Origin of the sequence: Aeromonas sp. ASNIH1 (assembly GCF_002934285.1) — a bacterium.
Classification (GTDB): Bacteria; Pseudomonadota; Gammaproteobacteria; order Enterobacterales; family Aeromonadaceae; genus Aeromonas; species Aeromonas caviae.
Genome location: NZ_CP026228.1, coordinates 2,392,698 through 2,412,138 on the forward strand (window position 1 = coordinate 2,392,698; position 19,441 = coordinate 2,412,138).

21 protein-coding genes are annotated in these 19,441 nt (G+C 59.1%); 8 read left to right on the forward strand and 13 right to left on the reverse strand.

Translation table 11 applies throughout. The annotated features are described in order from the left end of the window. Positions 1–116: 116 nt before the first annotated feature. Both C2U37_RS11630 and putP read left to right on the forward strand, forming a co-directional pair. Positions 117–1,043: a L,D-transpeptidase family protein gene (locus C2U37_RS11630; RefSeq protein ID WP_010675523.1), complete on the forward strand. Its 927-nt coding sequence runs from the start codon at positions 117–119 to the stop codon at positions 1,041–1,043. A gap of 274 nt (positions 1,044–1,317) precedes the next feature. After that, positions 1,318–2,826, forward strand: a complete 1,509-nt coding sequence (gene putP, locus C2U37_RS11635; protein ID WP_104452326.1) for a sodium/proline symporter PutP — start codon at positions 1,318–1,320, stop codon at positions 2,824–2,826. A gap of 71 nt (positions 2,827–2,897) precedes the next feature. Here the strand turns inward: putP and C2U37_RS11640 are convergent, their stop codons facing one another. Together C2U37_RS11640 and C2U37_RS11645 are read right to left on the reverse strand one after the other, a co-directional pair. Further along, complete coding sequence (locus tag C2U37_RS11640; protein ID WP_104452327.1) at positions 2,898–3,503, reverse strand: NAD(P)H-dependent oxidoreductase; 606 nt, start codon at positions 3,501–3,503, stop codon at positions 2,898–2,900. A gap of 54 nt (positions 3,504–3,557) precedes the next feature. After that, complete coding sequence (locus tag C2U37_RS11645) at positions 3,558–3,989, reverse strand: MerR family transcriptional regulator (protein ID WP_041212963.1); 432 nt, start codon at positions 3,987–3,989, stop codon at positions 3,558–3,560. Between the two features lie 177 nt (positions 3,990–4,166). Between C2U37_RS11645 and C2U37_RS11650 the strand changes: the two genes are divergently transcribed. Then, entirely contained in the window at positions 4,167–5,198 is a 1,032-nt protein-coding gene (locus tag C2U37_RS11650; protein ID WP_001809438.1) for an IS630-like element ISAhy2 family transposase, read from the forward strand. 193 nt (positions 5,199–5,391) lie between these two features. On the opposite strand, the gene C2U37_RS24615 is transcribed toward C2U37_RS11650, so the two are convergent. From C2U37_RS24615 to C2U37_RS11670, 6 genes are all read right to left on the reverse strand, one after another. Then, positions 5,392–6,330 (reverse strand): hypothetical protein, encoded by a 939-nt coding sequence (locus C2U37_RS24615; RefSeq protein ID WP_158656244.1) that lies wholly within the window; start codon positions 6,328–6,330, stop codon positions 5,392–5,394. 130 nt (positions 6,331–6,460) lie between these two features. Continuing rightward, positions 6,461–7,411: an IS1595-like element ISKpn3 family transposase gene (locus C2U37_RS11655; RefSeq protein ID WP_005342491.1), complete on the reverse strand. Its 951-nt coding sequence runs from the start codon at positions 7,409–7,411 to the stop codon at positions 6,461–6,463. Positions 7,412–7,491: 80 nt separating this feature from the next. Continuing rightward, on the reverse strand, positions 7,492–8,409 hold the full coding sequence (locus C2U37_RS11660; RefSeq protein WP_104452328.1) for a TIR domain-containing protein: 918 nt from the start codon (positions 8,407–8,409) through the stop codon (positions 7,492–7,494). 99 nt (positions 8,410–8,508) lie between these two features. Next, the gene (locus tag C2U37_RS24620) at positions 8,509–8,724 is read right to left on the reverse strand and encodes a hypothetical protein (protein WP_158656245.1); all 216 of its coding nucleotides are present in this window, start codon (positions 8,722–8,724) and stop codon (positions 8,509–8,511) included. A gap of 245 nt (positions 8,725–8,969) precedes the next feature. Further along, a complete protein-coding gene (locus C2U37_RS11665) occupies positions 8,970–9,563 on the reverse strand; it encodes an MliC family protein (protein WP_104452329.1) in 594 nt (197 codons plus the stop codon). 110 nt (positions 9,564–9,673) lie between these two features. Then, on the reverse strand, positions 9,674–10,042 hold the full coding sequence (locus C2U37_RS11670) for a DUF2061 domain-containing protein (protein WP_039040193.1): 369 nt from the start codon (positions 10,040–10,042) through the stop codon (positions 9,674–9,676). A 180-nt stretch (positions 10,043–10,222) separates the two neighbouring features. On the opposite strand from C2U37_RS11670, the gene C2U37_RS11675 reads away from it, so the two are divergent. Continuing rightward, positions 10,223–10,444, forward strand: coding sequence for a hypothetical protein (locus C2U37_RS11675; protein ID WP_104452330.1), 222 nt, complete (start codon positions 10,223–10,225; stop codon positions 10,442–10,444). A gap of 110 nt (positions 10,445–10,554) precedes the next feature. Here C2U37_RS11675 and C2U37_RS11680 read toward each other — a convergent pair whose 3' ends face one another. After that, a complete protein-coding gene (locus tag C2U37_RS11680; RefSeq protein WP_103259603.1) occupies positions 10,555–11,154 on the reverse strand; it encodes an FMN-dependent NADH-azoreductase in 600 nt (199 codons plus the stop codon). Between the two features lie 109 nt (positions 11,155–11,263). Here C2U37_RS11680 and C2U37_RS11685 point away from each other — a divergent pair, with 109 nt between their 5' ends. Then, the gene (locus C2U37_RS11685) at positions 11,264–12,193 is read left to right on the forward strand and encodes a LysR family transcriptional regulator (protein ID WP_104452331.1); all 930 of its coding nucleotides are present in this window, start codon (positions 11,264–11,266) and stop codon (positions 12,191–12,193) included. Positions 12,194–12,243: 50 nt separating this feature from the next. On the opposite strand, the gene C2U37_RS11690 is transcribed toward C2U37_RS11685, so the two are convergent. The 3 genes from C2U37_RS11690 to C2U37_RS11700 are packed head-to-tail and all read right to left on the reverse strand — an operon-like array spanning position 12,244 to position 15,456. Next, positions 12,244–13,098 carry a 23S rRNA (adenine(2030)-N(6))-methyltransferase RlmJ gene (locus C2U37_RS11690; RefSeq protein WP_104452332.1) on the reverse strand — a complete coding sequence of 285 codons (855 nt, stop codon included), beginning with the start codon at positions 13,096–13,098 and terminating at the stop codon, positions 12,244–12,246. Beyond that, complete coding sequence (locus C2U37_RS11695; protein WP_199769604.1) at positions 13,092–13,553, reverse strand: DUF2390 domain-containing protein; 462 nt, start codon at positions 13,551–13,553, stop codon at positions 13,092–13,094. The genes C2U37_RS11690 and C2U37_RS11695 overlap by 7 nt, the downstream gene beginning before the upstream one ends. Continuing rightward, on the reverse strand, positions 13,546–15,456 hold the full coding sequence (locus tag C2U37_RS11700) for an ABC transporter ATP-binding protein (RefSeq protein ID WP_104452333.1): 1,911 nt from the start codon (positions 15,454–15,456) through the stop codon (positions 13,546–13,548). The genes C2U37_RS11695 and C2U37_RS11700 overlap by 8 nt, the downstream gene beginning before the upstream one ends. 147 nt (positions 15,457–15,603) lie before the next feature. Between C2U37_RS11700 and C2U37_RS11705 the strand changes: the two genes are divergently transcribed. The 3 genes from C2U37_RS11705 (at position 15,604) to C2U37_RS11715 (ending at position 18,723) form a co-directional block, all read left to right on the forward strand. Then, on the forward strand, positions 15,604–16,014 hold the full coding sequence (locus C2U37_RS11705; RefSeq protein ID WP_010675511.1) for a CBS domain-containing protein: 411 nt from the start codon (positions 15,604–15,606) through the stop codon (positions 16,012–16,014). Positions 16,015–16,342: 328 nt separating this feature from the next. After that, positions 16,343–17,443 carry a porin gene (locus tag C2U37_RS11710; RefSeq protein WP_043156284.1) on the forward strand — a complete coding sequence of 367 codons (1,101 nt, stop codon included), beginning with the start codon at positions 16,343–16,345 and terminating at the stop codon, positions 17,441–17,443. Between the two features lie 335 nt (positions 17,444–17,778). Beyond that, positions 17,779–18,723 (forward strand): chemotaxis protein CheV, encoded by a 945-nt coding sequence (locus C2U37_RS11715; protein WP_041212426.1) that lies wholly within the window; start codon positions 17,779–17,781, stop codon positions 18,721–18,723. An 86-nt stretch (positions 18,724–18,809) separates the two neighbouring features. Here the strand turns inward: C2U37_RS11715 and C2U37_RS11720 are convergent, their stop codons facing one another. Next, entirely contained in the window at positions 18,810–19,418 is a 609-nt protein-coding gene (locus C2U37_RS11720; RefSeq protein WP_041212427.1) for an arylesterase, read from the reverse strand. Positions 19,419–19,441: the final 23 nt, after the last annotated feature.

The following is a 19,441-nucleotide window of genomic DNA, read 5'->3' on the forward strand; positions in this document are numbered from 1 at the left end:
CGGTTGAAATTTGCATGGCAGAGGAGAAAAATGGCGGCCTTCTCTTCGCCCCGGGCGCGCCCGTCGCCTCCGCGCTGGCCAGAGTGCTGAACCACCCCCTTTATCACAGGAAAGTTATGAAGCTCCTCCACAACACGGCGGCCGCACTGTGCTGCTCCCTGATCCTGGCCGCCATGCCCGCCCTCGCCATCGAATATGCCCTGCCCGCAGCCAACAGCCGCCTGGTGGGGGAGAACCTGGACTACGTGGTGTCCCCGGAAGAGGCGGGCCAACCCCTGGAAGCGGCGGCGGCCAGATTCCAGCTTGGCTTGACCAACATGCTGGAAGCCAACCCCAAGGCAGACCCCCTGCTGCTGCAGGCGGGCGAGAAGCTGGTCGTGCCGCATCAGCTGATCCTGCCGGATGCCCCCCGTGAAGGCATCGTGCTGAACGTCGCCGAGATGCGCCTCTACTACTACCCCAAAGGCAAGAAGGTGGTGGAAGTGCTGCCGATTGGCATCGGCCAGCTCGGCACCGACACCCCGGAAGACTGGGTGACCAGCGTGCAGCGCAAGAAGGCGGGCCCGACCTGGACCCCGACCGCGAAGATGCACGCCGAGTACGCCGCCCGTGGCGAGACCCTGCCTGCGGTCTGGCCGGCCGGTCCGGACAACCCCATGGGGCTGTTCGCGCTCTACATCGGCAAGATGTACGCCATCCACGGTACCAACGCCCAGTTCGGCATCGGCCTGCGGGTGAGCCACGGCTGCGTGCGTCTGCGCAACGACGACATCGAGTACCTGTTCAAGCAGGTCCCGGTCGGTACCCGCGTCCAGTTCGTGAACCAGCCCATCAAGGCCTCTGTCGAGCCGGATGGCCGCCGCTACCTGGAAGTGCACCAGCCTCTCTCCCGCAACCAGGAGGAGTTCAACTCCAGCCTGCCGGCCCCGCTGCCCATGTCCACCGCCGTGACCCGCTTCATCGCCCACGCGGACAGCGACTCCCAGCTGGTCAAGCAGGCCCTGGAGCAGCGCAGCGGCATGCCTATCGCCATCAACCGCTGATCCCGCCCGTCGGTATTCCGAGCCCCGGCCACTGTCGGGGCTTTTTTATGGCGCGGGGGAGGGAATCATCAGGGTAAACCCTTGGCAGGTCGGGATAAAATCCGGCCTTATTGCAATTGAGTGGTTGCTTGGTTAGGTGTTAAACGTTTTTCATGTGTTTTTTATTTGTTAAAAGTGGTTGTGGTCCGGCGATCTGCTGATTACTCTAGGCCGGTTTTTTTAAGGAAGAGTCCGTCGCAAGAACGGGCACAGACGTCACATAACGGAGTTTTGAATGACAGCTAGCACCCCCATGCTCATCACCTTTCTGGTGTACATCCTCGGGATGGTGTTGATCGGCTTCATCGCCTATCGCGCCACCCGTAACTTTGACGACTACATTCTCGGCGGCCGCCGGATGGGGAGCTGGGTGACCGCCCTCTCCGCCGGTGCCTCCGACATGAGTGGCTGGCTCCTGATGGGCCTGCCTGGCGCCGTCTTCATCGGCGGCATCTCCGAGAGCTGGATCGCCATCGGCCTCATCATCGGCGCCTACTTCAACTGGCGCTGGGTGGCCGGTCGGCTTCGGGTTCACACCGAGAAGAACCGCAACGCCCTGACCCTGCCGGACTATTTCACCTACCGCTTCGAAGACAAGAGCCGGGTGCTGCGCATCCTCTCCGCCCTGGTGATCCTGCTGTTCTTCACCATCTACTGCGCCTCCGGCGTGGTGGCCGGTGCCCGCCTGTTCGAGAGCACCTTCGGCATGAGCTATGACACCGCCCTCTGGATCGGTGCCGCGGCCACCATCACCTACACCTTCTTCGGCGGCTTCCTCGCGGTAAGCTGGACCGACACCGTGCAGGCGACCCTGATGATCTTCGCCCTCATCCTGACCCCGGTGTTCGTCATCATCGCCGTGGGCGGTATCGACACCGCCATGGTGCAGGTGGCGGCGCAGAACGCCAGCAACCTCGACATGTTCAAGAACCTGGACTTCATCGCCATCATCTCTCTGATGGCCTGGGGCCTGGGCTACTTCGGCCAGCCCCACATCCTGGCGCGCTTCATGGCGGCGGACTCCCACCACTCCATGGCCAGCGCCCGTCGCATCAGCATGACCTGGATGGTGCTGTGCCTTGGTGGCGCCGTGGCCATCGGTTTCTTCGGCCTGGCCTACTTCTCCACCTTCACCGAGCAGGCGGGTGGCGTGACCGCCAACCCGGAGCGCGTCTTCATCGAGCTCTCCAAGATCCTGTTCAACCCCTGGATTGCCGGCGTGCTGCTCTCCGCCATCCTGGCGGCGGTCATGAGTACCCTCAGTTGCCAGCTGCTGGTCTGCTCGAGCGCCATCACCGAGGATCTCTACAAGCCCTTCCTGCGCAAGAACGCCTCCCAGAAAGAGCTGGTGTGGGTCGGCCGCGCCATGGTGCTGCTGATCGCCCTGGTGGCCATCGCCGTCGCCACCAACCCGGAAAACCGGGTGCTGGGGCTGGTGAGCTACGCCTGGGCCGGTTTCGGTGCCGCCTTCGGCCCCGTGGTGCTGCTCTCCGTGCTCTGGCCCCGCATGACCCGCAACGGCGCCCTGGCGGGCATGCTGACCGGTGCCCTGACCGTCATCATCTGGAAGCAGTTCGGCTGGCTGGGTCTGTACGAAATCATCCCGGGCTTCCTGTTTGCCACCCTGGCCATCGTGCTGTTCAGCCTGCTGGACAAGGCCCCCTCCAAGGCCATGCAGGATCGCTTCGCAGAAGCCGAGCAGGAGTTCCAGAGCCCCATGGCAGACGCCATCGCGGCAAAATAACCCCCGCCTCGACGACAAAAGCCCCGCAACTGCGGGGCTTTTTAATGGGCAAAACATGCCCATGGCGGGGATTAGGCGGGGCGCCTGCCCAGCCGCTGCACATCCTGGCGGGCGGCGGCCCCGGCCTGGCTGAGCCAGCGCTGGCGGGCCCCCTCATCCGAGGTGTGGACGGGCCCCAGATGCTGGCGGTGGGTCAGCCGGATACCGCACAGCCCCAGCACCGGCTTGTCCAGGGTGCGCTCCAGGGGGGCTCCCTGCCACCAGCGGTAATACCAGGGGGGGCTGTCCATGGTGAGCAGCAGGCGCGCCGTCTTGCCGGCGAGCAACTGCTCCGGGTGCGCCTTCCCCGGCTGGTAGCGAAAGGCGAAACCCGGCAGCAGGGTGCGATCCAGCAGCCCCTTGAGCCGGGCTGGCAGGTGGCCCCACCAGACGGGGGCGACGATCACCAGATGGTGGGCTTGCGTCAGGCTCTGTTGCACCGCCTGCAGATCGGGCTCGAGGGGCTGCACCTCGTCATAGCCATGGTGAAGATCCGGCGCGAAGGCGAGCTCCCCCACGTGATGCAGGGTGACGCGCGCGCCCCCTTGCTCGGCACTGCGGGCATACTCCCGGGCGAGGGCGTGGCAGAGGCTGTCGGGTTTGGGGTTGCCGTTGAGAACAAGCAGGTTGGGGGTCATGGTATGGCTCCTTGAAGTGAGCCCCCATTACACCCCTTGTCCCATGGGACAGAGTCAAGCCACCTTTTGCCCCCGATCCGCGGCGGCGGGATGATCCCGCCCGTCGGGGGATTGCCGCGCCGGGGCGCCATAGCGGCAGGGGTGCTGCGCTAGCAGCGTGGCGCACTGGCTCAAGCCCTGATGCTGGCGTTGCAGCCGGGCGACCTCCGCCTCGATCTGCGCCAGCTTGTCCGCGATAAGCTGCTCCACCTTCTGCCAGGGGAAGTGATCGAGGCTGGTGACGCCCGCGAGCAGGGGAACCAGCTCCCCGAGCTTGCAGCCAAGCCGCTGGGCCTCGCGGATAAAGCCGACCCACTCCAGATCCTCGGCCCGGTAGACGCGATACTTGCCGCGCCGCCTGGGCTCGGGCAGCAGCCCGAGCTGCTCGTAGAGGCGGACTGCCTTTGGGGTGGTGCCAGCCAGCCGGGCAAATTCGCCGATATACATGGTGCTGCTCGCAAAGGTTGTTCGAGTAGGGGCTCACTATAGGTCAGTGGCTGGCGGGAGAGAATCCCCTAAATAGCTGTTCCGAATAGTAGATCACCGGAGGAAGGGAACTCAGTCCAGTTTGTGCGATCTGATTAGTCGCTAAACAAAACAAGCCACACCCAAAGGACTGAGTTGATGCCTATCCTACCACCTCTGCCACGACCACAACGGCGCCGCATTCACAAAATCATCCATGCCACCCGTGATAAAGGACATGCTCGTCGCTTGATGGCCATCTTGCTGTTACATGAAGGACGCACGATCACCGATGTTCATCACCTTACCGGCGCTGCGCGCTCGACCATCGGTCGTTGGCTTCGGTGGTATCGAGATGAAGGCATAGATGCGCTAGAAGCCTTACCGGCTGGCCGTGCCCCAGTCTTACCTATCGCCAAGATTGTCACCCTACTGGTGCTGCTCATGCAGTTTTCTCCGCAAGATTTTGGTTATCAGCGCAGCCGTTGGTGTACTGAACTATTGGCTATAAAAATCAATCGGTTAACAGGGCTCAATGTGGCAGCCTCCACGCTCCGCCGATGGTTACCTCGTATGGGCATTGTCTGGCGCAGGCCCGTGCCGACCTTGCGGATAAAAGACCCAGCCTATCAGGAAAAAATGGCGAATATCGACGCCGCGCTGGCCCGCTGTGATGCCGATAATCCGGTGTTTTATGAGGATGAAGTCGATATAGACCTCAATCCCAAATTAGGAGCCGACTGGATGTTCAGAGCGCAGCAAAAGCGGGTTGTCACACCGGGGCAGAATGCCAAGCATTATCTGGCAGGCGTTCTCCACGCAGGCAACGGAAGGGTACTTTACGTCAGCGGGATCAAGAAAAACTCATCGCTGTTTATTGCCATGCTGGAAAAGCTGCGCCACCACTACCGACGAGCCAAAACCATCACGTTGATCCTCGATAACTACATCATTCACAAAAGCAAACAGACCGAGCGATGGTTGAAGAAGAATCCCAAGTTCTGCCTGGTGTTCCAGCCAGTTTACAGCCCTTGGGTTAATCACATAGAACGGCTATGGCACAAGTTACATGAAACCATCACGCGCAATCATCAATGCAGAGGGATGGCAAACCTGCTGGCCCGAGTGAAACACTTCATGGATACCGTGTCTCCTTTCCCGGGGAATGGCTATGGCACAGCGAAGGTGTAGCACTATTGGGATCAGTTATTTAGAGGGCAGTGGATCCATTGGACCGCGCTGCGGTGGCAGAATTTTGACAGGGAGGGTACACCCACCTTGTCAGGCAAGTCTTTTATCGAGACGGTGGGGGACCAGATTACTGTTAACGCTTGGCTCATGCGCCGCCGTTGGCGGTCGCATGGAGCCACTTGTTGCATGGAGACTAATCTGAAAGTAATTGTTTGAGTTCTTCAACGCCTTCCTCTGATGGATTCCAGTCAACATTACCTTCTCGTAGTTTTGAAATCAGTTTTGAAATTGAATTAATTTTATAAAGTAGATCTCGGAGAATTTTGGCAGCCTCTAACTCTTGCCTGCTAGGTGTTCGATATTCAATTTCAATTCTATTTACAGGTTCGTCTTGATAATTAAATGTATGCTCTGACCTGCTAGCATTTATAAGCTGCAGCCTTAAGTCCAGTGATGTATCGAAATTTGGTAAAAACTTAGTATAGTGACTTATCTCAGCATTTTCATTGAATGCAATATGGTAGAGTAGTGATGAATTGTCCAACTCAAACTTATCTCGCCGAGTTGAAAACTCAACCACTCTATTATATAGATCAGAAATGATATCTTCTAAATAAGAGCAATATTTTCCTAAGACAACATCCTTCTTAAATGACTCTATTTCTAGCGATGCTTTAGCGTGAATAAAGCATAGCAAAACATCAATATATATATTGCAGTTGTTTTCGATGGCTTTTATTGTTCTTATATTATCTTCTGGCTTGGCATTTCTTCTATGCGAGTAACTTTTTTTAGTTTCATCGATTCTAAACTGCAAAGATATGATTAGCTTGTTTGATAATTGAGATAGACTTTCAAATTTTGGTAATTTTATCTCAGTTTTGGAGTAAGTCTTTGATTCTTGCCAATAGTTAAAAACGGAGTTGTATTGTTCTCTGATCAATTGCTCGGCAATTGCATCATGCTTAGCATATAAGGCTTCTATTACTGGTGAAAAATCAATCAGGTCATATCTTGATTCAGATTTTGGTCTGATAAGTTCAAAAAACTCTGGAATTGCCAAGCTTTCAGAAAGGTAGCCTATTTGCCCATTTTCACGTCTTAATCCTAAAAACAACTGAGTTTTTGACACAATGTACCTCTACTTCCTTAACTTGAATTTAGCTCGATTCTTGATAAGCCATGTAACGCCCGCAGCACGGGAAAAATTGTAGCGCAGCGGAAATTTTGTCCCTGTGCCTGCGATTGTTAGGCTTACCTGATTACCCATGACCCTCAGCCAGCTTCAAGAGCCGATATGGCATCGGAGGGCTTGCCACGACTGCATGCCCCAATTCAACCAACATGCTCTTGAGGTCAAAACGATGATTAAACCGGAAGCAGTATTCCGCAAGATGCCTTGGTAAATGCTTCGCTCCGAGCGTATGGCAACTGCCCCGCAGCGAGTTTTTCACATTTCCTATCATCGTGTTTACCCAGTTGAATGCCGGATGATCCAGCCAGTCCAGGTTGCCCCCGGTGACAACACCCAGGTGCTCACAATTGGCCTCCTTGACCGCTTTGAAACAGGCCAATCCATCGGATATCACCGCGCTACCACTGGCAATATGCCGTTTTGCCCAATCAGCAACGGACTTGGTTTTGAAACCATCGACCACCGTCATCCGCATCTTGATTGGATGTCCTTCCTTGTTCAGGGCCACTGCTGCCACAAACGGCGTCTTGCCTGCCGCGCCCCGACCCCGTTTACCACCACGGCGCTCGCCACCCCAGTAGACATCATCGAGCTGAATGATGCCGCTGATGGGCTGCTTGTCATCGGACTCTTTCATGGCTTGCAGCAGCTTGTGCTTGAGCATCCAGGCGGTGTCATATTTGACGCCCAACTGGCGCTTTAGCTCCATCGCTGACAAGCCTGTTTTGGTTTGTGACAACAGGTGCATTGCCAGAAACCACTTGGTCAGTGGGAGCTTGGTGTTTGCGAAAATCGTGTTTCCAGTCAATGACATCTGGTGACGGCAGTGATTGCATTGCCACACACGTGGCCGCCTTCTCAGGCGACAACAGGTCTTGTTGGCACATTCAGGGCAGACAAAGCCGTTAGGAAAACGCCAAGTGAACAGCGCGTTTTCGCACTGAGCCTCAGTGCCATAGTCCTTGAGAAACTCAAACAGGCTGTAGCCTTTCTGGAATTGGATTTTGCTTTTGGCCATGATCTCGCACCTCGATAACTGTACGTAAGATCAGTATAGTTCGTGGTAACTGACTGCTAATCATGGGTAATCAGGTAGGCTTATACTTGATAGCCAACACTGCGCATCTCTTTTTTAAGCTCTTCCTTCCAGCGACCTAGCGGGTCAAGAGCAACGTAAATCACTCCGCTTATATCATTCGGAGTTTCAACAGTATCTTTCACGATTGCTGTAACTCTAGGTCGCCCCAATTTTCCAATTAAGTAACCATGCTCGAATACCACATTCTGCCTTGCTCGGTAATTTCCATTCAAAGCTCCAACCTTTGAGCCAACATCACAAGGTGTATAAAGAACAATTCCAAAACCAACGTTTGAATAGTGCTCTATTTTTTCAATTATTGTGCGGCCAGAGCTGGCTTGCATATGTAAAATTATTGGCTCTAGACCCAAGCTCTCGATAAAGTCTGCCATTTCAAGCTTTGCCAAATCATCGTGCCCATGAACAATAAACACTTGCGATGTATTGAATGCACTTTGACCGCCCGATGCTGGCGGCGGCACTACCGGTGGAGGAGGTGACTTAATAGCTTGAGAGGCATCCAGTTGTTGCCGTGAAATGTGGCCTTTTCTTAGCAGAATTTCAAAGATCGGTTCATCTTTTACCGCCCAGTGAGTTCTCGATAACTCAAAGCGACCTAGATCAATATCAATCCTCATGTCTTCGATCGCACCAATTTTCAGCGCTGGCAGAATAGGATCAAATTCGAAATGAATTACAACCGAGTTCTGACGTACACGAATATCAGTTATGTATCCAATGCGTGACTCTCGCTCTTCATTTTCTACGACGAATAGACAAGGAAAGCTTTTTAATTCACGAATAGATTTATCATCAAAATTTCTGTAGCGTTCACGAATTTCATCGGCTGTGTATTCGACAACTGAGCGTCCTCGCTCAAGCTTATATGGGCTCGAATCCCAGCTTTCTGGATTTCCTGATATCAGCAAATTAAACAAAATTGAACTCCGAAACTATTTTGAGCCTAACAGTGATTAGATGGATGGTGGTATTAACACATTAATACCGCCGTCTATCTAACTCCGCTTCACTTTGATTCAGGGGTTTACAAATAACATTTTAAATAAATTAGTTACCTGCCAACCTCTGAAGCTGATTGTATTCGCTTGACCTCTTTTTTTTGCGCAATCATTACGACTGTATAGAAAAGCAGTGTGAACTTGGTCATGGCAAACACCGGCATGGCTACCGCACTGGATTTCAGCTTCCAGCTTGCTGCGATTGACCAAAGGGGCGTGGTTGGCATGGCTCATGGGAGACTCCGACGAGGCGTGTGTTGCCAATTGGCTATATTAATGGCCCGCGAGCGAAGGGAAAGGAGGAAATGGCGGATTGCCGGGCAAGATCAACAAATGGAGGCAAGCCCGAAAGCCTGGCGTCCGGGCTGGATTGGCGAGAGAGGGCAGGGGATAGTTAAAAGGGGGCGAGTGGCCACCTGTCGGTGACCCTCTTGCTGCCTGTACGGGAGTGGTTGCCCGGCCCTTGGCCGGGCGGGGGATCAGTTGCCCGGGATCTCGCTGCAGTTGAGGGTGGGCTGACCGTAGCGCTCCAGCATGGCGTCGCTCCCCTTGGTCCAGAAGGTGAGGTTTTGTCCCTCGTACCGGGCGCCGCTGGCGCTGGGGGTCTCATAGGCGAGCACCTGCTGCTGGTCGTTCCCCTCGCTCAAATTGATCATGGCGGCGGGCCGCTTGGCCTCGTTGTAGAAGTAGGTGGAGAGGGTGACGCTCTTGCCGCACTGATAATCGACCGGCGTCGGCACCTTCAGTTGGCCGCCTTTTATCTGCAACTCGGTGATCCGCAACTGGTAGCTCTCTTCCACGCACTGGCGCAGGTCGCCCGCCTTCCAGCAGTCGTTGCGCCCCTTGATCCAGCCGCGCTGGATGGCGCGCTCGCTCTTCTGCTGCTCGGGGGAGAACCCGGCAATCGCCTTGGGATAGAGGGCTGACAGCTCGTTATCCAGCGCAGCCAGTCCGGCATCCTTGCAGATAAGGGTTTCGGCGGCGCCTTTCGCCTTGGCGCACTCGAAGGACGGGGTGGCCGCCGTGGCCAGCAGAGGGGAAAACAGCAGGGTTCCAAGCAAGATCTTGTTCATCGACAGGGCTCCAACAGGGGGCATGATGCCCCGTGATCAGAGCACACTTTACACCCGAAGTAGGCAGGAGCACCCCGTGTTTTTGGGTGCCGGGCGGTCCTGCATGGCAATCAGACACCGGCCAGCGCCAAGGTCTGGCGGCTGCGCCACAGCCGCTCGTGGAAGAAGAAGACGACGGTGTTGATGGCAGGTTCGATCAGTGCCATCACGCCGCCGGTGAGCAGCTCGCCACTCAGCAGGTAGGCGACACCGAAGGCCACCGAGAAGTGGACCAGGGCGAAGCTGCTGGTCTTGGCCTGCAGGCTGTGGTGGGGCTTGAGCTTGTGCCAGCCAAGGTCGTGGAAGTAGAAGGCGACCGTGTTCACGGCGGGCTCGATGAGGGCGATCAGGCTGGCGGTGAGCAGTTCGCCGGTCAGCAGGTAAGCCACGGTGAAGGCGACACAAAAGTGCAGGATGGCGAAGCTGATGGTCTTTTTCATGGTGGTGTCTCCTCTGGCGATGAAGGCAGTATCACCCAGAATTCCATCAAATGAAAACCATTCTCATCTATTGGCGAAATAGAAAATGCCTATCGACCGGGGGAGGCACCACCAGATTGGGAGTTGCCTGGGACCGCAACGGCGCTAGAGTGTGCCTTTTGCCATGAAAAAGGAGCTTTCATGACCATCAACTCCAACCTGTTTGTTCTCTTCATGCTGCTGCTGATGATCGTCGTCGGCCTGGTGGCCTGGCGACTGGCCCGGCGCAAGAGCCGCCACCCGGGGCTTGTTACCTTCCTGTGCGTGCTGCTCTGCCTGGCGCCTCCCTTTGCCCTGCTGGCGCTGCTCATTCTGGCGCTCTGGCGGGACATGCCCGCAGGCCCCGATGCGAGGCAAGCCTAGTCTCTTCCGCTACTGCCGCAGTCATAGAAAAGCCCCTTGCGGGGCTTTTTTACTTGGAATGTCCCGCGCAGCAGGTGGCCGGTTGGAAGGGGCAAGATCGGGTGATGGCCCTACCTGCCGAGGCCAGCGATCCGAGCATGGGCTTCGCGCATTCCCTGTTCCGCCCCGTGGGGGTGCAGATCCATCCCCTCTGCGTAGACAAATTCCACCTCCGCGATGCCCATCAGGCCGAGCACGGATTGGAGGTAGGGGGTGACCGCATCCGTCGCCTGTCCCTGATGCACGCCGCCGCGGCTGCTGAACACCAGGGCGTTGACCCCCTCCACCAGCCCCATGGGGTAGGTGTCGGTGTAACGGAAAGTCACCCTGGCCCGCGCCACCAGATCGAACCAGTTCTTGAGGGGGGTCGGCACGTTGAGGTTGTACATGGGGGCGCCGATCAGCAGCAGGTCGGCGGCCTTGAGTTCGGCAATCAGCCGATCCGACAGCGCCACCGCCTGCCGGATGGCCTCATTGGCCGGTTCCGCCCCCCGCAGGGCGTGAAACAACGGGCTGTCGAGGGCAGGCAAGTCGAGGGCGGTCAGGTCGCGCACCACCACCTGGTCCTGATGGCCCTGCTCCCGGCGTGTTTGCAGGAAGCGCTCCATCAACTGGTTGGTGCGGGATGCGGGGCCGTTGAGGCTGGATTGCAGCAGCAGGATCTGGCTCATGAGGGGAACTCCATCTGAAACGTGTGAAGAATGAAGGGAGCTTACCAGTCATTTTTTTCCGCAGTGCTGATAGTATTTCGCCATATTGGTTCCAAAAGGTATGCAATAGATGGCAAACACGCTCAACGGCATCGATCTCTTCGCCACCGTGGTGGAGGCGGGCAGCTTCGCCCAGGCGGCGGAGCGGCTTCACCTCACCCGCTCGGCGGTGGGCAAGGGGGTGGCGCGGCTGGAGCTGCGTCTCGGCGTGCAATTGTTTCATCGCACCACCCGCAGTCAGAGCCTGACCGAGGAGGGGGCGCTCTTCTATCGCCACTGCCTGCGGGCGCTGGAGGAGGTGCGTCTTGGGGAAGCGGCGCTGGCCAGCAACAAGCTCACCCTCAACGGCAGATTGAAGGTCTCCATGCCGGTGCTGTTCGGCCAGCAGTGCGTGGCCCCCATTTTGCTGGCGCTGGCGAAGGCGCATCCCGGGCTGGCCCTGGAGCTGTCGTTCAGCGATCGCAAGGTGGATCTGGTGGAGGAGGGGGTGGATCTGGTGATCCGCAACGCAGAGCCGCCGGACAGCCTGGATCTGGCGGCGCGCAGGCTCGGGGAGCACGGCATGACGCTTTGCGCCTCGCCCGCCTATCTGGCCGAGCGGGGGGAACCTGTGACCCTGGCCGAGTTACCGGATCACGAGTGCATCGCCTATCTGCGCCAGGGGCGGGTGCTGTCGTGGTGGTGGCAGGAGGCCGAGGCATGGCGCGAGGTCCAGCCCAGAGGGCGGTTGCAGATGGACGATCTCAACGCCATCACCCAGGCGGCCATCGCGGGCTTTGGTCTCGCCTGGCTGCCGACCTGGCTGGCGCGGCCTCACCTTGAGCGGGGCGAGCTGCGCGAGCTGCTGGCCCGATTGCCGGGTCGGCGCTATCCCACCAACGCCCTCTGGCCCCGTGGTCCGCATCTGCCCCTCAAGACCCGGCTCGCCATCGACTGGCTGGCGAGCCGCCTGCCCGAGCGGCTGGCCAGCGTGAGCGGGCCGGGTCATCTGTCCCAATGAAAAAGGGCCTGCTGTGGCAGGCCCTTCCCCATTTTCTGTGGTTCCGAGGATCAGGCCTCGGCCTTGCTCAGCCACTCCACCCTGTACTGGGCGCCGGGGCCCTGGGCCAGCTTGGCGCACAGGGGTTTCAAGAAGGCCTCGATCTGCTCGTCCAGCATCCAGGGGGGGCTGACGATGAGCATACCGGAGCCGTTCATGCCCCAATCGGCAGTCTGGCCGGCCACTTCCAGCTCGGCCACCAGGACGTTTCCGAAGTTCTCGCGCTTGATCGCTTTGAGCATGTCGCGGGACTTGTCCGACTCTTGCCCGAGGATGGGATACCAGAGGGCGTAGATGCCGGTGGCCCAGCGCTTTTGCGCTTTTTTAAGGGTATCGACCACGGCGAAGTAATCTTCCTTGAGCTCATAAGGCGGGTCGATGAGCACCAGGCCGCGGCGCGGGGTGGGGGGCAGCAGGGCGACCAGCCCCTCGAAGCCGTCGCGATGGTGGACGGCGACGCGGGGGTCGTACCCCATGTTGGCGCGAAGATCCTCCACCTCGTTGTTGTGCAGCTCCATCAGCGCCAGCTTGTCCTGATCGCGGATGAGGCGGCGGGACAGCTCGGGGGAACCCGGGTAGTAGTGCAGCTGACCATCGCTGTTCATCTCCTCGATGACACCCAGATAGGAGGCCATGGCAGACCACTGGGCCCGCTCATCCCACAGGCGTTTGATCCCGTCGGCGTATTCCGCTTTCTTCTGGGACCAGTCGCCGCGCAGGTCGTAGAGACCGCCACCGGCATGGGTGTCCAGCACGATGAAGGGTTTCTCCTTCTTCTTGAGGGACTCGATGATCAGGGCCTGGACGGCGTGTTTGAGCACATCGGCGTGGTTGCCGGCGTGAAAGGCGTGGCGGTAGCTCAGCATATGAGATCTCTGAGGGGGCCCTGCTGGGCACCCAGTAACGATAGATAGTGAAACAGGTTGCGGCTGTCGCCGCGAAACAGGGCGAGGGTGCGCAGGGTCTGCAGCAAGACCCCCTGTTGCAGCCGCTCCAGCTCCAGTTCGTGGGCCAGCATGGTCTGGTACTCCTCGGTTCCCACCCGTGACTTGGCCTGCTGGCGCAGGGTGCGCCAGGGGAGCAGCACCGCCTCGGTCTGTACCAGGGCCGGTTGCAAGTCCGTGAGGTCGACCGGGATCCGGAGCAGGTCGAGGTGGTACAGCAGGAGCGCCAGGTTGACGTTGCCCCCCATGCTTTGCACGTGGAGCCAGTCCTGGCTGCGCTGGCCATAGGCGCCTGTGCTCCATGTCCAGAACTCGGAAGGGGTGGGCAGGGCGTCGGGGCTGACCCGCTCGCTGGCCATCAAGGCTTCATCACGCAAAGAAGGCCTGCTCCATGGTTTCCAGCTCCTCGGAGAGGCTCATCCACTCCAGCTCGACGTGCTCCAGCTCTTCCTTGAGGGGGCCCTGGGACTTGAGCAGCTCGGAGAGCTTGCCCTTGGCACTCTCTTCATAGATGGCGGGATCGGCCAGCTGCTCTTCCACCGCGGCCAGCTTGGCCTGCAGCTTCTCCATGCTGGCCTCGAGCTTCTCGAGCTTCTGGCGCAGCGGCCGGGTTGCTTGCCGGAACTGGGCCTCAAGGCGCTTCTGATCCTTGCGCGCCACCGCCGAGTTGGCGGAGACGGTGCCATCTGCCGGCTTGGCATTGGCCTCTTTCTCCTGCTCGCCGAGCCACTTGTGGTAGTCGTCGAGATCCCCATCGAAGGGCTCGACCCGGCCGCCGTGGACCAGATAGAAATCATCCGTGGTGGTGCGCAGCAGGTGACGGTCGTGAGAGACCACCACCATGGCGCCCTCGAACCCTTGCAGGGCCATGGTCAGGGCGTGGCGCATCTCCAGATCCAGGTGGTTGGTCGGTTCATCCAGGAGCAGCAGGTTGGGCTTTTGCCAGGTGATGAGGGCCAGCACCAGACGCGCTTTCTCACCGCCGGAGAAGGGGGCCACCTTGTCGAGCACCTTGTCGCCGTGAAAACCGAAGCTGCCGAGGTAGTTGCGAAGCTCCTGCTCGGTCTTGTCCGGCGCGAGGCGCACCAGGTGATCGAGGGGGCTGTCATCGAGGCGCAGGGTCTCGAGCTGATGCTGGGCGAAGTAGCCGATGCTCACCCCGGCGCTCACCTCCAGCTTGCCCGACAGCGGCGGGTTGCTACCGGAGAGCATCTTGATAAAGGTGGACTTGCCCGCGCCGTTGCGACCGAGCAGGCCGATGCGCGACCCCGGCACCAGGTTGAGCTTGATCTTCTCCAGGATCACCTTGTCGCCGTAACCGGCGCTGAGGTTCTCCATGGCGATGAGCGGGGTCGGCAGAGCGGAGGGCTCGCGAAACTCGAAGCTGAACTCGGAGTCGGCGTGAGCGGGCAGGATCTTCTCCATCCGCTCCATGGCCTTCAAGCGGCTCTGGGCCTGACGGGCCTTGGAGGCCTTGTAGCGGAAGCGGTCCACATAGGATTGCATGTGGGCCATCTCCCGCTGCTGCTTCTCGTACATGGACTGCTGCTGGGCCAGGTGCTCGGCCCGTTGCAGCTCGAAGTCGGAGTAGCCGCCGCTGTATTCGTTGAGCTTGCCGTTCTCGATATGGATGATGCGATTCACCACGGAGTCGAGGAAGTCGCGGTCGTGAGAAATGAGTACCAGCGTGCCCTGATAGCCCTTGAGCCACTTCTCCAGCCAGATGACGGCGTCCAGATCCAGGTGGTTGGTCGGTTCATCCAGCAGCAGCAGATCGGAGCGGCAGAGCAGCGCCTGGGCCAGGTTCAGGCGCATGCGCCAGCCGCCGGAGAAGCTTCTGACCGGCGAGTCGAGCTGATCGCCGCCAAAACCCAGACCGTGCAGCAGCTCGGCGGCGCGGGCGCGAATGCTGTAGGCACCTATGGTATCGAGCTTGCCGTGCAGCTCGGCCACCAGCAGACCGTTGTCATCCGCCTCGGCCCGGGCGAGCTCGGCCTCCAGGGCGCGGAACTCCTTGTCGCCGTCGATCACGTACTCCAGGGCGGAGCAATCCAGCGCCGGGGTCTCCTGGGCCACGCCGGCAATCTGCCAGCCGGCGGGCAGACTGAAGCTGCCGTTGTCGATGGCCAGCTCGCCCCGCACCAGCGCAAAGAAGGTGGACTTGCCACAGCCGTTCTTGCCCACCAGGCCCACCTTGTGGCCGGGGTGTATGGTGGCGGACGTGTTGTCCAGCAGCGTGCGGCCGCCGCGGATCAGTTCGATTTGACTGGCAACTATCATGGATGGGTCTGCTTGGCTCGATTGAAGGAGAGAAACTGGCGCGGATCTTACGTGAAATGACACAAATTTGCACTTGAGGGCGGGGGGGATGGCTGCCGCCGGAAAAACGTGTCATAACAGAGACATCTGGGGGGCAGGAGGCTGACCATGTTGATTAAAGAGATCATGACGACCCGGGTCGCGACCGTTTCCATGGATGACAGGCTGAGTGTCATCAAGGAGATCTTCGAGCAGGCCCATTTCCGCCACCTTCTGGTGGTGGAAGAAGAGGAGCTGGTGGGGGTCATCTCGGACCGGGATCTGCTGCGTGCCATCAGCCCCTATCTGGACACGGATGCCGAGATGAACCGGGACACCGAGACCCTCAACCGGCGCGCCCACCAGATCATGAGCCGTGAACCCATCACCGTCTCCCCCGAACGCTCCCTGAAAGAGGCCGCCGGCCTCATGCTGGAGCACCAGATCTCCTGCCTGCCTGTGCTGGAGAACGGCGCCCTGGTGGGCATAGTGAGCTGGAAGGATCTGCTGAGGGTCATGCGCGGCTGGCAGCCGGTCTGACGGGGCGGGGAAGGTGTGCGGGGAGCCCGTGTCGCCCGGCAGGGCTTCCCTGCTTCTCGCCTTGTTGAAGGATTGAACTGCATTTATCCCGTTTCATAGATCACTTGTATTGCTATATTGATTTTCTTGGTCATAAGTTCCGCAAAAATTATTTCGCGTGACACTATGTGTCGCGGCGTCAGCTCGAATTGACGCTTTTATAATTAATCGTTCGCCGCTTCAGTTCCCATCAAGGTTTCCGGATCTACCTTAGGCCATCGGCACATCAACCGATCATCACGACCGAACTCTGGTCTGACAGAGAGTGCTTACACCTGAGGAAAGAACAATGAAAAAGACAGCATTGACGATGGCCATCTCCAGCCTGCTGCTGGCCGGTGGTGCACAGGCCGCCAACGTTTACGATCAGAATGGTACCAAACTGGACATCGGCGGCCGCGTCAACGGCATGTACTACGGCACCGATGACAACGCCACCGAAGGCGATGCCAGCTACCTGCGTCTGCACATCGCAGGTGAAACCAAGGTTGACGAGGATCTGACCGCGTTCGGCTTCGCCGAGTACAACCTGCCGGTCTCCGGTTCTGACAACGACGAGCTGCGTTACGCCTATGCGGGCATCAAGCACGATCGCTTCGGTGCCTTCAGCTACGGTCGCCAGGACGGTCTGTTCACCAAGGCGGTGAACAACTACACCGACGTGCTGCCGGAGTGGGGTGGTGATGGTCTGGGCAAGGACACCGAGGTGTTCGGTACCGGTCGTACCAACGGCCTGGCCCAGTACATGTACAACTGGCAGGGGCTGACCCTGGGTGCCCAGTTCACCGGCAACAACGACCCGCAGAACGCGAGCCGCAGCGAGCGCGTCGGCCCGAACAGCACCTGGAGCCCGAAAGGTTCTTCCGAGGGGTATGCTCTCTCTGCCAACTATGACTTCAACATGGGCCTGAGCCTGGGTGCCGCCTACAACCAGGCAGGCAAGACCGACGAGCAGGCCGAGAACGTGAGCTTCGGCGGCGACAGCGACGCCAAGCTGTTCGGGGTGGGCGCCAAGTACGCCGTCGGCAACCTCTACATGGCTGCCACCTACTCCCACGGTGAAGATCACCTCTTCGTGGACACCGGCTCCCTGCGCGGTTACGCCGAGAAGATGGATGGCTACGAAGCGGTCGTGCAGTACAACATCACGCCGAAGTTCAAGCCCTCCCTGGCCTACCTGCGTACCGACGTGAAGGACAGCGCTCACGGCATCGATGACACCGCGACCGAATACGTCTCCGTGGGGGCCTGGTACAACTTCACCGACAACTTCAATGCCTACGTGGACTACAAGATCAACCTGCTGGACGAAGTGGGTTCCACCGGCAAGAACAGCCTGAACAAGTCCACCGACGACATCGTCGCCGTGGCCCTGCAGTACAACTTCTAAGTCGTCCCGGACGCACTGCACATCTCAGGACCGGCCCATGTGGCCGGTCTTTTTATTGCTGGCGGACCGCGCTGGATGACAAGAGCGGCACGCCGGGGTTCAGCAATGGCCCTGTGTGGTCGATACCCTTGTTGTCGGGGCCGGTGCGTGGCTGTGCTTGCCATGAGGCAGTGATGGGGCGATGATCACGCCCCGTGGTCAAGATCCTATCTTTCCTCGACGCTTTTCATTATTTCTATATAGGCTTGCGTTGTCCCGACAGGGAAAGCGGGGCTGGTTGGCATGTCGCAGCTCCGGTGCGGGGCAATTTCGGGAAATGGACGTAAGGGCGTTATATGGCGAGCATATTGGATTCAGTGGATCAACGTACCCAGCTTGTAGGGGAGAATCGCCTGGAACTGCTGATGTTCCGTTTGGGTGCCCAGCAACTGTTTGCGATCAACGTCTTCAAGGTGCGGGAAGTGGTCAAGCTGCCCCATCTGAACAAGATGCCAGGGTCCCACCACAACATCAGCGGCGTCGCCAACATTCGCGGCGTCTCCATCCCCGTCATCAACCTGCGCGGTGCCATCGGGATGCGTCCCATGGCCATCGATCAGGAGTCCAACCTCATCATCACCGAGTACAACCGCACCATTCAGGGGTTCCTGGTGGGGCAGGTGGCCCACATCGTCAACATGACCTGGAAGGACATACTGCCGCCGCCCCGTTCGGCGGGTCGTGCCAACTACCTCACCGCCATCACCCGCATCCCGGAAGGGGGCGTCGACCAGATCGTCGAGATCATCGACGTGGAGAAGGTGCTGGCGGAGATCATCACCTATGACGTGCGCATCTCGTCCGAGGTGCTGGACGAGGAGATCCTGCCCCAGATGCAGGGACGTCGGGTGCTCATCGTCGATGACTCCAGCACGGCCCGCAACCAGGTGCGCGAGACCCTCGCCCAGCTCGGGCTCGAGGTCATCGAGTGCCAGGACGGCTTGCAGGCCCTCAAGCTGCTCAAGGGGTGGTGCGATGCGGGCAAGAAGGTGACCGACGAGATCATGCTGATGATCACGGACGCCGAGATGCCGGAGATGGATGGTTATCGCCTGACTCACGAGGTGCGCAGCGATCCGCGCATGTCCGATCTCTTCATCACCCTGAATACTTCTCTGAGCGGTAACTTCAACGAGGCCATGGTCAAGAAGGTGGGGTGTGATCGCTTCATCTCCAAATTCCAGCCCGACTTGCTGGTGGACGTGGCCCAGCAGCGGATGCGGCAGATCCTGGGCCGTTGAACCCGGCACGCCGAACCATGAAAAAGCCCCCGCCATGCGGGGGCTTTTTGCTGGGCAAGGGGAAGGCCAGGGGCCTGGCCACCGGGCTACTGAGTCAGCAGAGGCTCGACAAAGCGGGCGACCTTGTCGCGGATCCGGGGCTGGGCGGCGGCCGTCGGGTGCAGTCCATCGTTCATCATGAGTTCAGGGCGCAGCACAATATCATCCAGAAAGAAGGGCATCAGCGGCAGGTCGTTGGCCTTCGCAAGGTCCGGGAAGATCTGCTCGAACTGTTGCAGATAGCGCGCCCCATAGTTGCGGGGCAGCAGGATCTGGGTCAGCACCGTCTTCGCCTGGTGCGCCCGGGCGAGCTCGATCATCTTGGTCAGGTTGGCCCGGGTGATGGCGGGAGCAAAGCCCCGCAGCCCGTCGTTGGCGCCGAGTTCGATCAACACCCAGTCCGGTTTGTGGGTTTCGAGCAGAGTGGGCAGGCGGGCCAGGCCGCCCTGGGTCGTTTCACCGCTGATGCTGGCATTGATGAGGGTGTGTTCTCCCCCCTGCTGCTGCCACTTTTCATTGAGCAGGGCAGGCCAGCTCTGTTCGGCCTGCATCTGGTAGCCGGCACTCAGGCTGTCGCCCAGTACCAGCAGGGTCTGGGCCTGGACGGACGCTGCCCAGCAGCACAGGCAACTCACGGCAAACAAGAGACGCATCATGCAGTCAACTCCCACGTTCTATT

What these genes read in the sequence shown, in the direction of transcription:
- C2U37_RS11650 (WP_001809438.1), top strand. Translation starts at nt 4,167, where the DNA reads ATGCCTATCCTACCACCTCTGCCACGACCACAACGGCGCCGCATTCAC.
- C2U37_RS11690 (WP_104452332.1), bottom strand. Translation starts at nt 13,098, where the DNA reads ATGCTGAGCTACCGCCACGCCTTTCACGCCGGCAACCACGCCGATGTG.
- C2U37_RS11630 (WP_010675523.1), top strand. Translation starts at nt 117, where the DNA reads ATGAAGCTCCTCCACAACACGGCGGCCGCACTGTGCTGCTCCCTGATC.
- C2U37_RS11640 (WP_104452327.1), bottom strand. Translation starts at nt 3,503, where the DNA reads ATGACCCCCAACCTGCTTGTTCTCAACGGCAACCCCAAACCCGACAGC.
- C2U37_RS11715 (WP_041212426.1), top strand. Translation starts at nt 17,779, where the DNA reads ATGGCGAGCATATTGGATTCAGTGGATCAACGTACCCAGCTTGTAGGG.
- C2U37_RS11685 (WP_104452331.1), top strand. Translation starts at nt 11,264, where the DNA reads ATGGCAAACACGCTCAACGGCATCGATCTCTTCGCCACCGTGGTGGAG.
- C2U37_RS24620 (WP_158656245.1), bottom strand. Translation starts at nt 8,724, where the DNA reads ATGAGCCATGCCAACCACGCCCCTTTGGTCAATCGCAGCAAGCTGGAA.
- C2U37_RS11700 (WP_104452333.1), bottom strand. Translation starts at nt 15,456, where the DNA reads ATGATAGTTGCCAGTCAAATCGAACTGATCCGCGGCGGCCGCACGCTG.
- C2U37_RS11710 (WP_043156284.1), top strand. Translation starts at nt 16,343, where the DNA reads ATGAAAAAGACAGCATTGACGATGGCCATCTCCAGCCTGCTGCTGGCC.
- C2U37_RS11665 (WP_104452329.1), bottom strand. Translation starts at nt 9,563, where the DNA reads ATGAACAAGATCTTGCTTGGAACCCTGCTGTTTTCCCCTCTGCTGGCC.
- C2U37_RS11670 (WP_039040193.1), bottom strand. Translation starts at nt 10,042, where the DNA reads ATGAAAAAGACCATCAGCTTCGCCATCCTGCACTTTTGTGTCGCCTTC.
- putP (WP_104452326.1), top strand. Translation starts at nt 1,318, where the DNA reads ATGACAGCTAGCACCCCCATGCTCATCACCTTTCTGGTGTACATCCTC.
- C2U37_RS11680 (WP_103259603.1), bottom strand. Translation starts at nt 11,154, where the DNA reads ATGAGCCAGATCCTGCTGCTGCAATCCAGCCTCAACGGCCCCGCATCC.
- C2U37_RS11675 (WP_104452330.1), top strand. Translation starts at nt 10,223, where the DNA reads ATGACCATCAACTCCAACCTGTTTGTTCTCTTCATGCTGCTGCTGATG.
- C2U37_RS11645 (WP_041212963.1), bottom strand. Translation starts at nt 3,989, where the DNA reads ATGTATATCGGCGAATTTGCCCGGCTGGCTGGCACCACCCCAAAGGCA.
- C2U37_RS11720 (WP_041212427.1), bottom strand. Translation starts at nt 19,418, where the DNA reads ATGATGCGTCTCTTGTTTGCCGTGAGTTGCCTGTGCTGCTGGGCAGCG.
- C2U37_RS11655 (WP_005342491.1), bottom strand. Translation starts at nt 7,411, where the DNA reads ATGGCCAAAAGCAAAATCCAATTCCAGAAAGGCTACAGCCTGTTTGAG.
- C2U37_RS11705 (WP_010675511.1), top strand. Translation starts at nt 15,604, where the DNA reads ATGTTGATTAAAGAGATCATGACGACCCGGGTCGCGACCGTTTCCATG.